Consider the following 10,631-nt stretch of genomic DNA (forward strand, 5'->3'; position numbering starts at 1 on the left):
ACACCATGCAACACGGCAAGTACCGATTCGTCGCGGGCTTCCTGGCCCTGCCTCTGATCGTCTACGCGATCTTTGTGATCTCACCTTTCGTCCAGGCGTTCCAGATCTCGATGACCGACTGGTCGGGACTGGTCGGGACGGCCGAGTTCGTCGGGCTCGACAACTTCCAGCGGCTCTGGGAGAGCGACGAATTCTGGAATGCGCTGCGCCACAACATCTACATGCTCGCGCTGATCCCCGTGATCACGCTGGGGATGGGTCTTTTCTTCGCCTTCATGCTGAATGTCGGCGGACGGCGCAAGAAGAACGAAGTGGTCACCGGCGTGGCCGGCTCCAAGTTCTACAAGTTCGTCTTCTTCTTCCCCCAGGTCATTTCCATCACGATCATCGCGGTGATCTGGTTCAACATCTACAACCCGGACCCGAACGACGGAATGCTCAACTCGTTCCTGGGGAGCGTGGGGCTGGACTCGCTGCAGAACGCGTGGCTGGGCGAGAAGAGCATCGCCCTGTGGTGCATCAGCGCCGTCATGGTGTGGAGCAACGTCGGCTTCTACGTCGTGCTCTTCTCCGCCGCGATGGCGTCGATCCCGCGCGAGATCTACGAGGCGGCGCTGCTGGACGGCGCCGGCCGGTTCGACACCTTCTTCAGGATCACCGTCCCCCTGCTGTGGGACACCGTGCAGACCGGCTGGGTGTACATGGGCATCATCGCGCTCGACGCGTTCGCCCTGGTGCAGATCATGTCGGTCAACATGGGCGGGCCGGACGGCGCCACCGACGTCATGCCGCTGCGGCTCTTCCAGACGGCCTTCCGCGACAGCCAGTTCGGCTACGCCTCCGCCATGGGTATCGCGATGCTGATCGTCACGATGGCCTTCGCCGTGCTCACCATGCGCTTCGCGCGGCGTGAGCGAATCGAGTTCTAGGGGTACGGGCGCATGACGATCGACGAAACAGAGGCCGTGGCCAAGCAGGACCCGGTCACGACGGAGACGGCCCGGCCCGTCCGCCCCAAGCGCGGGGGCAGCGGCGAGGGCGGCGTCCTCAACGTCTTCTCGCACGGCATGCTGGTCGTGTGGACGCTGATGGTGGGCGTGCCGCTGCTGTGGGTGCTGTGGAGCGCGTTCAAGGACAGCAACGGCATCCTCACCGACCCGTGGGGCCTGCCGACCACGCTGCACTGGGAGAACTGGTCCAACGCGTGGAACGACGCGCACATGGGCCGCTACTTCATCAACACCGCCATCGTGGTGGGCGGTTCGGTCATCGGCACGATGGTGCTCGGCTCGATGGCCGCCTATGTGCTGGCCCGGTTCCAGTTCCCGGGGAACAGGTTCATCTACTACCTGTTCGTGGCCGGCATGTCCTTCCCCGTGTTCATGCTGGTGATCCCGCTCTTCTTCGTCCTGCGGGACTTCCCCGGCGGCTCGCTCCTGGCGACCTACCACGGGCTGATCCTGGTCTACATCGCCTACTCGCTGCCGTTCACCGTCTTCTTCATGACGGCGTTCTTCCGCACGCTGCCCGCGTCGGTCGCGGAGGCGGCGATGATCGACGGGGCCTCGCACACCCGGACGTTCTTCCAGGTGATGCTGCCGATGGCCAAGCCCGGCCTCATCAGCATCGGCATCTTCAACTTCCTGGGCCAGTGGAACCAGTACCTGCTGCCCATGGTGCTGGACCAGGACGAGGACAAGTACGTCCTCACCCAGGGACTCGCGATGATCGCCCTCCAGCAGGGCTACGACAACGACTGGGGCGCCCTGATGGCGGGCATGATGATCGCCATCATCCCCGTCCTCGCCGTGTACGCGATCTTCCAGCGCCAGGTCCAGGCGGGCCTCACCGCCGGCGCCCTCAAGTAGGCGTTCACCTCTCGAAGCCCGAAAACCCCGAAACCGCCCGTCGGCTCGTCCGACGGGCGGTTTCGCGTGCTGTCCGAACCCTGCGCGGCGGTGGCCGTGACCCCGGACCGCCCGCGCTCAGGTCTTGACGGGGAGGACCCCAAAACGGTCAGCTTAGAGTTCACATGTTAGAGAATATGGCAGGAGTGAGTGAGTCGATGGAGACTCCCGGGTCGCAGACGTCTCTGCATCGCGCCAACCTCGAGCGGGTCGTGCGCGCCGTACGCATGGCGGGATCGCTCACCCAGGCGGAGATCGCCAGGAGTACGGGCCTGTCCGCGGCCACGGTCTCCAACATCGTTCGTGAACTGAAGGACAGCGGCACGGTCGAGGTCACCCCCACCTCGGCCGGCGGCCGGCGGGCCCGCAGCGTCTCGCTCAGCGGGGACGCGGGCATCGTGATCGGCGTCGACTTCGGCCACACCCACCTGCGCGTGGCCGTGGGCAACCTCGCCCACCAGGTCCTCGCCGAGGAGTCCGAGCCGCTGGACGTGGACGCCTCGTCCGCCCAGGGCTTCGGACGGGCGGAACAACTGGTCAACCGGCTGATCGACACGACCGGGATCAGCCCGGGCAAGGTCATCGGGGTGGGGCTCGGTGTACCCGGCCCGATCGACGTGGAGTCCGGCACGCTGGGCTCCACGTCGATCCTGCCGGGCTGGACGGGCATCAACCCCAGCGAGGAGCTGTCCTCGCGCCTGGGCGTACCGGTGTACGTGGACAACGACGCCAACCTCGGCGCCCTCGGCGAGCTGGTGTGGGGGAGCGGCCGGGGGGTCAAGGACCTCGCGTACATCAAGGTCGCCAGCGGCGTCGGCGCGGGCCTGGTCATCGACGGCCACATCTACCGGGGCCCCGGGGGCACGGCCGGCGAGATCGGCCACATCACCCTGGACGAGTCGGGCCCGGTCTGCCGCTGCGGGAACCGCGGCTGCCTGGAGACCTTCACGGCCGCGCGCTACGTCCTGCCGCTGCTCCAGCCCAGCCACGGCCCCGATCTCACCATGGAGCGGGTGGTCCAGCTGGCCCGCGAGGGCGACCCGGGATGCCGGCGGGTGATCGGCGACGTCGGGCGGCACATCGGAAGCGGTGTCGCCAACCTTTGCAATCTCTTGAACCCGAGCCGGGTCGTACTCGGCGGTTCGCTCGCCGAGGCGGGGGAGTTGGTCCTCGGGCCCATCCGCGATTCGGTGTCCCGGTACGCCATTCCCAGTGCGGCGCGGCAGCTCTCGGTGCTGCCCGGGGCCCTGGGGGGACGCGCGGAGGTGCTGGGGGCGCTGGCCCTGGTGCTGAGCGAGATGGGCGATTCCACCCTTTTGGAGAACGCCACGCCCGCGGCGGCCCCTGCCTTCACTTAGATAACGGATGGCACCGTTGTCATCTCGTTAAGGATTTACTCCTTGACGTCGCTCGTGCGGCCGAGTTGACTTCCAGCCACCTCGGCCGCGACGTTGCGGCCTCGTCAGGGAGGCAAACCCCCAATGAACGCAATGACGCGACGCATCGTCATAGGCACGGCCGCCGTCTCGATGGCCGTCTCCCTCGCCGCGTGCGGCAAGGCCGGCGACGACAAGGACTCGGCGGACTCGGGCAGCAAGACCAAGATCGGCCTGCTGCTCCCGGAGAACAAGACCGCCCGCTACGAGACGCTGGACAAGCCGCTGTTCGTCGAGGCGGTCAAGAAGAACTGCGCCGACTGCGAGGTCGTCTACAAGAACGCCGCCGGTGACGTCGGCCAGCAGAAGCAGCAGTTCGAGCAGCAGATCGCCGACGGCATCAAGGTCATCGCGATCTCCTCGGTCGACGCCGAGAAGGCCGCCGGCTGGATCGACGCCGCGCACAAGAAGGACGTCAAGGTCGTCGCCTACGACCGCGCCATCGCCGGTGCCGACGCCTACGTCAGCCACGACAACGAGAAGATCGGCAAGCTCCAGGGCCAGGCCATCCTCGACGCCCTCGGCTCCAAGGCGGCCTCCGCCAACGTCGTCATGATCAACGGCGACGAGAAGGACCCGAACGCCGGTCTGTTCAAGAAGGGCGCCCACGAGTCCCTCGACGGCAAGACCAAGATCGCCTACGAGGCGTCCGGCGAGTGGGACCCGAAGATCGCCGGTGAGAAGATGACCGCCGCCATCTCCTCGGTCGGCAAGGGCAAGATCGACGCCGTCTACTCCGCCAACGACGGCATGGCCGGCGGCATCATCACCTCCCTCGGCAACGCCGGCATCAAGGACATCCCGGTGGGCGGCCAGGACGCCGAACTCCCCGGCATCCAGCGGATCATCGCCGGTACGCAGACCTTTACCATCTACAAGTCGCCGAAGCAGCTCGCCCCGACGGCCGCCCAGTTCGCCGTCAACCTGCTCCAGGGCAAGGACATCGGCGCCCAGGGCGAGACGGACGGCGTCCCCTCCACGCTGCTCGAGCCGACCGTGGTCAACAAGGACAACATCCAGTCCACCGTGATCAAGGACGGCATCTACGAGGTCTCCAAGGTCTGCGTCGCGGACATCGCCGACAAGTGCGCCGCGCTGGGCATCAAGTAGTCCCCCTCCGCGCCGGGGCCCCCGAGCCCCGGCGCGTACGGGCGTGACCGCTCCGCACGCCGGAGCCCGCCCGTCCCCCCAGCTGTCCGGCCCCGGTCGGCTCATACCCCGCTGCCGCCGGGTGCCGGACGCTCACCCCCGTACTTCCCGTACGCCGACCCGCCCCCGCGGCTCGGCGTCTCCGCCGGTCAGGCGGCACATCCCCGCCGGGTCAGGCGGCGAAGGAGATGGTTCACGTGTCAAAGACGCCCGTGCTGGCGTTGCGTGGGGTCTTCAAGCGATTCGGAGCGGTCCAGGTCCTCTCCGGTGTCGATCTCGAAGTCCACGCCGGAGAAGTGGTCGCCCTGGTCGGCGACAACGGTGCAGGAAAGTCCACGCTGGTCAAGACGATCGCCGGGGTGCACCCCATCGACGAGGGCGTCATCGAGTGGGAGGGCGCGAAGGTGGACATCAGCCGCCCGCACGACGCCCAGAACCTCGGCGTCGCCACCGTCTACCAGGACCTCGCGCTCTGCGACAACCTGGACGTCGTCGCCAACCTGTTCCTCGGACGCGAGATCAAGAAGGGCGGCATCCTCGACGAGGTCGCCATGGAGAAGCGGGCCCAGGACCTCCTGTCCACCCTCTCCATCCGCATCCCCAGCGTCCGCATCCCGGTCGCCGCGCTCTCCGGCGGCCAGCGCCAGGTCGTGGCCATCGCCCGCGCCCTGGTCGGCAACCCCAAGATCGTGATCCTGGACGAGCCCACCGCGGCCCTCGGCGTCGAGCAGACCGCCCAGGTCCTCGACCTGGTGGAGCGGCTGCGCGAGCAGAACCTCGGCGTCATCCTCATCAGCCACAACATGGCGGACGTCAAGGCCGTCGCCGACACGGTCGCCGTGCTGCGGCTCGGCCACAACAACGGCACCTTCCCCGTGGCGAGCACCAGCCACGAAGAAATCATCGCCGCGATCACGGGCGCCACGGACAACGCCGTGACCCGCCGCAAGTCCCGCAGCGCGGAGGCATCCAAGTGAGCAACATCAACGAGACCCCGGCCCAGGCCGCGGCCCCCGAGGACGCCCCGGAGGCGCCGGCGGCCGGCGCGGTCACCACCGTCGACCCCCGCCTGCTCGTCCGCGAGCAGGGCTTCAAGGGCTACTGGATCGAGTTCAAGCGCAAGGTCCGCTCCGGCGAGATCGGCTCGCTGCCCGTCGTGGTGGGCCTCATCGTCATCGGGATCGTCTTCCAGCTGGAGACCGGCAACTTCCTCACCTCGTACAACCTCGACCAGATCACGCTGTACGCGACCGGCCCCGGCATCATGGCCGTGGGCATCGTCTTCGTACTGCTGCTCGGCGAGATCGACCTCGCGGTCGGCTCCGTCGCGGGACTCGCCGGCTCGGTCTGGGCCGTCCTCGCCACGGACATGCCCGACTCCCTCGCCATCCTGCTCGGCATCCTGTCCGGCACGCTCATCGGCGCCTTCCACGGCATCGTCTTCGCCAAGATAGGCGTGCCCGCGTTCGTCGTGACCCTGGCCGGCTTCCTGGGCTGGGCCGGCATGCAGACCTGGGTGATGGGCGACAAGTCCACCATCACCACCCCGCTCGGCAGCTTCGTCCGCGACCTGACCAGCTACTACTTCAGCGACATCGCCGCCGCCTACGGCCTCGCCGTCGTCGTGATCATCGCCTTCTACCTCGCCCAGCTGCGCGACTCCCGCCGCCGCAAGGCCGCCGAGCTGCCGTACCGCCCGCAGAGCGAGATCATCCTGCGCAGCGCGCTGCTCGCCGTCCTGTGCCTGCTGGCCGCGTACGGGTTCAACCAGGAGCAGGGCCTCCCGCTCTCCCTGGTGATCTTCCTCGGCATCCTGGTCGTCACCGACTTCGTCCTGCGCCGCACCACCTACGGCCGCCAGGTCTTCGCGGTCGGCGGCGGCATCGAGGCGGCCCGCCGGGCGGGCATCAACGTGTCCTGGATCCGCATTTCGGTCTTCATGATCTCCGGCACCCTCGGAGCGGTCGGCGGCCTCTTCCTGGCCTCCGCGACCGGCGGCGCCGACCGCTCCCTCGGCGGCGGCAACCAGCTCATGATGTGCATCGCCGCGGCCGTCATCGGCGGTACGTCCCTGTTCGGCGGACGCGGCAAGGTCTGGTCCGCGCTGCTGGGCATCCTGGTCATCCAGTCGATCGTCCAGGGCCTCAACCAGATGGACCTGTCGTCCAACGCGATCCAGTACATGATCACCGGCGCGGTGCTCCTCATCGCCGTGATCATCGACTCGGTCTCCCGCAAGACCCAGAAGACAGCAGGCCGCGCCTAGCGCGGGTACGCACGTCCCGCCCGCCGGAGCCCGGCGTCCCGCGAAGGGGCGCCGGGCTCCGGCGCGGACGGGGGCGGTACGCCCCGCCCCCCGCTCCGGAGGGAGGCCGTTAGACTCATCGGATCGGCATGCTCGACCAGCACAATCGCAAGGAGGCACGGTGACACAGCCGCGCGAAGCGCGTCCCGCACGGGCGGTGGTGGGCGACGGAGGAGATCTGCTGACCGGCATCGGCGGACCGCGTGACCTCGACCGCCTCACCCCCGAGCAGCTGGTGCAGCTCGCCGAGGAGATCCGCACCTTCCTCGTCGATGCCGTCTCCAAGACCGGCGGCCACCTCGGACCCAACCTCGGTGTGGTCGAGCTGACCATCGCCCTGCACCGGGTCTTCGACTCGCCGAAGGACAAGGTCCTCTTCGACACCGGCCACCAGAGCTATGTGCACAAGCTCCTCACCGGCCGCCAGGACTTCAGCAGGCTCAAGAGCAAGGGCGGCCTGTCCGGCTACCCCTCCCGCGCCGAGTCCGAGCACGACGTCATCGAGAACTCGCACGCCTCCACCGTCCTCGGCTGGGCGGACGGCCTGGCCAAGGCCAACGAGGTACGCGGCAAGGACGACCACGTCGTGGCCGTCATCGGTGACGGCGCGCTGACCGGCGGCATGGCCTGGGAGGCGCTGAACAACATCGCCGCCGCCAAGGACCGCCCCCTCGTCATCGTCGTCAACGACAACGAGCGCTCCTACGCGCCCACCATCGGCGGCCTCGCCAACCACCTGGCCACCCTGCGCACCACCGACGGCTACGAGCGCTTCCTCGCCCGCGGCAAGGACCTCCTGGAGCGCACCCCCGTCGTCGGCAAGCCGCTGTACGAGACGCTGCACGGCGCCAAGAAGGGCCTCAAGGACTTCATCGCCCCGCAGGGCATGTTCGAGGACCTCGGCCTGAAGTACGTCGGCCCCATCGACGGCCACGACATCGAGGCCCTGGAGTCCGCGCTCCAGCGTGCCAAGCGCTTCGGCGGCCCGGTCATCGTGCACTGCCTCACCGAGAAGGGCCGCGGCTACACCCCCGCCCTCCAGGACGAGGCCGACCGCTTCCACGCCGTCGGCAAGATCCACCCCGACACCGGCCTGCCCGTCGCCACCTCCGGCCTCGACTGGACCTCGGTGTTCGGCGAGGAGATGGTCAAGCTCGGCCACGAGCGCGAGGACATCGTCGCCATCACCGCGGCCATGCTCCAGCCGGTCGGCCTGACCAAGTTCGAGAAGGAGTTCCCGGACCGGATCTACGACGTCGGCATCGCCGAGCAGCACGGCGCCGTCTCCGCCGCCGGCCTCGCCACCGGCGGACTGCACCCCGTCTTCGCGGTGTACGCGACCTTCCTCAACCGCGCCTTCGACCAGGTCCTGATGGACGTCGCCCTGCACAAGTGCGGCGTCACCTTCGTCCTGGACCGGGCCGGCATCACCGGTACGGACGGCGCCTCGCACAACGGCATGTGGGACATGTCGATCCTCCAGGTCGTCCCCGGCCTGCGCATCGCCGCCCCGCGCGACGCCGACCAGGTCCGCGCCCAGCTCCGCGAGGCCGTCGAGGTCGACGACGCCGCCACCGTCGTCCGCTTCTCCAAGGGCGCGGTCGGCCCCTCGGTCAAGGCCGTCGGCACGGTCGGCGGCATGGACGTGCTGCGCAAGCCCGCCGCCGCCAAGCCCGACGTCCTGCTCGTGTCCATCGGCGCCCTCGCCCCGATGTGCCTGGAGATCGCCGACCTGCTCGACGCCCAGGGCATCTCGACGACCGTGGTGGACCCCCGCTGGGTCAAGCCCGTGGACGAGGCCATGGCCCCGCTCGCCGCGCAGCACCGCGTCGTCGTCACCGTCGAGGACAACAGCCGGGCCGGCGGCGTCGGCTCCGCGATCTCCCAGGCCCTGCGCGACGCGGACGTGGACGTCCCGCTGCGCGACTTCGGCATCCCGCCGGTCTTCCTGGACCACGCCTCCCGCAAGGAGGTCATGGCCGAGATCGGGCTGACCGCCCCGGACATCGCCCGCCAGGTCACCGGCCTCGTCGCCAAGCTCGACGGCCGCTACGACACGGGCGCCCAGCGCACCGTGGCGGAGCACGTCGCGGACTGACCCGGACCACCGCTTCGGCCGGACGGGCCGGTCGGACCACCCGTAACGAGTGGTCCGACCGGCCCGTTCGCGTGAAATCCGGCCCCGGCAGGCGTGCCGCGCACCGGTGCGGGTGCGGGCTCCGAATCATGGCGTGCACGACGAGTGCGTGGAGGTACGCCGGTGAGCACGCAGCAGGACCTGCCCCCCAGCGGAGACGGGCTGTTCAGGACCAAGACGGTCGAGCAGTCCATCCGTGACACCGAGGAGCCGGAGCACGCCCTCCGCAAGTCGCTCTCCGCCCTCGACCTCACCGTCTTCGGGGTCGGCGTCGTCATCGGCACCGGCATCTTCGTCCTCACCGGAAAGGTCGCCAAGGAGACCGCCGGCCCGGCCACCGCCCTCGCCTTCGTCGCCGCCGGCGTCGTCTGCGCCCTGGCCGCCCTGTGCTACGCGGAGTTCGCGTCCACGGTCCCGGTGGCCGGGTCCGCGTACACCTTCTCGTACGCCTCGCTCGGCGAACTGGTCGCCTGGATCATCGGCTGGGACCTCGTGCTGGAGTTCGCGCTCGGCACCGCCGTGGTAGCGGTCGGCTGGTCCGGCTACGTCCGCTCGCTGCTGGACAACGCGGGCTGGCATCTGCCGGACGTGCTGTCCGGCCCGGACGTGGCGGAAGGATTCGGCTTCGACATCCTCGCCACCGCCCTAGTGCTGCTGCTCACCGTGATCCTGGTGCTGGGCATGAAGCTCTCCGCCCGCGTCACCACCGTGGTCGTCGCCGTGAAGATCGCCGTCGTCCTGATCGTCATCGTCGCCGGACTGTTCTTCATCGACACCGGCAACTACTCGCCGTTCATCCCCGAGGCCGAGCCGCAGCCCTCCGGATCGGGGCTCGACGCCCCGCTGGTCCAGCTGATCTTCGGCTACGCGCCGACGAACTTCGGCGTGATGGGCATCTTCACCGCCGCCTCCATCGTCTTCTTCGCCTTCATCGGCTTCGACGTCGTCGCCACGGCCGCCGAGGAGACCAAGCTGCCGCAGCGCGACATGCCGCGCGGCATCCTCGCCTCCCTGCTCATCTGCACCGTGCTGTACGTGGCGGTCTCGATCGTCGTCACCGGGATGCAGCACTACACCGAACTGTCCGTCAGCGCCCCGCTCGCCGACGCCTTCAAGGCGGTCGGGCACCCCTTCTACGCGGGCGTCATCAGCTTCGGCGCCGCCGTCGGCCTCACCACGGTCTGCATGATCCTGCTGCTGGGCCAGACCCGGGTCTTCTTCGCGATGAGCCGCGACGGCCTGCTCCCCACGTTCTTCTCCCGGACCCACCCGCGCTTCCGCACCCCGTACCGCCCGACCATCCTGCTCGGCGTGATCATCGCCGTCGTCGCCGGGCTGACCAGCATCAACGAGCTGGCGACGCTGGTGAACATCGGCACCCTCTTCGCCTTCGTGGTCGTCGCGCTCGGCGTCATCGTGCTGCGCCGCACCCGTCCCGACCTGCACCGCGCCTTCCGCACGCCGCTGGTGCCGCTGATCCCCATTCTGTCGGTGGCCGCGTCGGTCTGGCTGATGCTCAACCTGCCGGCCGAGACCTGGCTGCGGTTCGGGATCTGGATGGTGATCGGTGTGATCATCTACTTCGCGTACGGCCGCTCACACAGCAAGCTGCACCGCACCCGCCGCTGACCCCGCGGCCCCGCCCATGCCCTGCCGCACCGTGACGCTCACGCCCCCGGCCGCACCGTGCGCGGCCC

The 10,631-nt window shown here is 68.9% G+C and carries 8 protein-coding genes; all 8 read left to right on the plus strand.

The window, feature by feature from the left end; genetic code table 11:
• Positions 1-5 precede the first annotated feature (5 nt).
• The 8 genes from MHW47_RS04335 (at position 6) to MHW47_RS04370 (ending at position 10,563) form a co-directional block, all read left to right on the plus strand.
• Positions 6-929, plus strand: coding sequence for a carbohydrate ABC transporter permease (locus tag MHW47_RS04335; protein ID WP_239221268.1), 924 nt, complete (start codon positions 6-8; stop codon positions 927-929).
• A gap of 12 nt (positions 930-941) precedes the next feature.
• On the plus strand, positions 942-1,868 hold the full coding sequence (locus MHW47_RS04340) for a carbohydrate ABC transporter permease (protein WP_239221269.1): 927 nt from the start codon (positions 942-944) through the stop codon (positions 1,866-1,868).
• Between the two features lie 197 nt (positions 1,869-2,065).
• Positions 2,066-3,265, plus strand: a complete 1,200-nt coding sequence (locus MHW47_RS04345) for an ROK family transcriptional regulator (protein ID WP_239221270.1) — start codon at positions 2,066-2,068, stop codon at positions 3,263-3,265.
• Positions 3,266-3,388: 123 nt separating this feature from the next.
• The gene (locus MHW47_RS04350) at positions 3,389-4,453 is read left to right on the plus strand and encodes a sugar ABC transporter substrate-binding protein (RefSeq protein WP_374230052.1); all 1,065 of its coding nucleotides are present in this window, start codon (positions 3,389-3,391) and stop codon (positions 4,451-4,453) included.
• A gap of 227 nt (positions 4,454-4,680) precedes the next feature.
• Positions 4,681-5,469: an ATP-binding cassette domain-containing protein gene (locus tag MHW47_RS04355; RefSeq protein ID WP_239221272.1), complete on the plus strand. Its 789-nt coding sequence runs from the start codon at positions 4,681-4,683 to the stop codon at positions 5,467-5,469.
• A complete protein-coding gene (locus MHW47_RS04360) occupies positions 5,466-6,758 on the plus strand; it encodes a sugar ABC transporter permease (RefSeq protein WP_239221273.1) in 1,293 nt (430 codons plus the stop codon). The genes MHW47_RS04355 and MHW47_RS04360 overlap by 4 nt, the downstream gene beginning before the upstream one ends.
• 160 nt (positions 6,759-6,918) lie before the next feature.
• Complete coding sequence (dxs, locus tag MHW47_RS04365; RefSeq protein ID WP_239221274.1) at positions 6,919-8,895, plus strand: 1-deoxy-D-xylulose-5-phosphate synthase; 1,977 nt, start codon at positions 6,919-6,921, stop codon at positions 8,893-8,895.
• A 162-nt stretch (positions 8,896-9,057) separates the two neighbouring features.
• Positions 9,058-10,563 carry an amino acid permease gene (locus tag MHW47_RS04370; RefSeq protein ID WP_239221275.1) on the plus strand — a complete coding sequence of 502 codons (1,506 nt, stop codon included), beginning with the start codon at positions 9,058-9,060 and terminating at the stop codon, positions 10,561-10,563.
• The last annotated feature ends 68 nt before the right edge of the window (positions 10,564-10,631 follow it).

The organism is Streptomyces sp. OfavH-34-F, from assembly GCF_022347745.1.
In the GTDB taxonomy this organism is placed as follows: Bacteria; Actinomycetota; Actinomycetes; order Streptomycetales; family Streptomycetaceae; genus Streptomyces.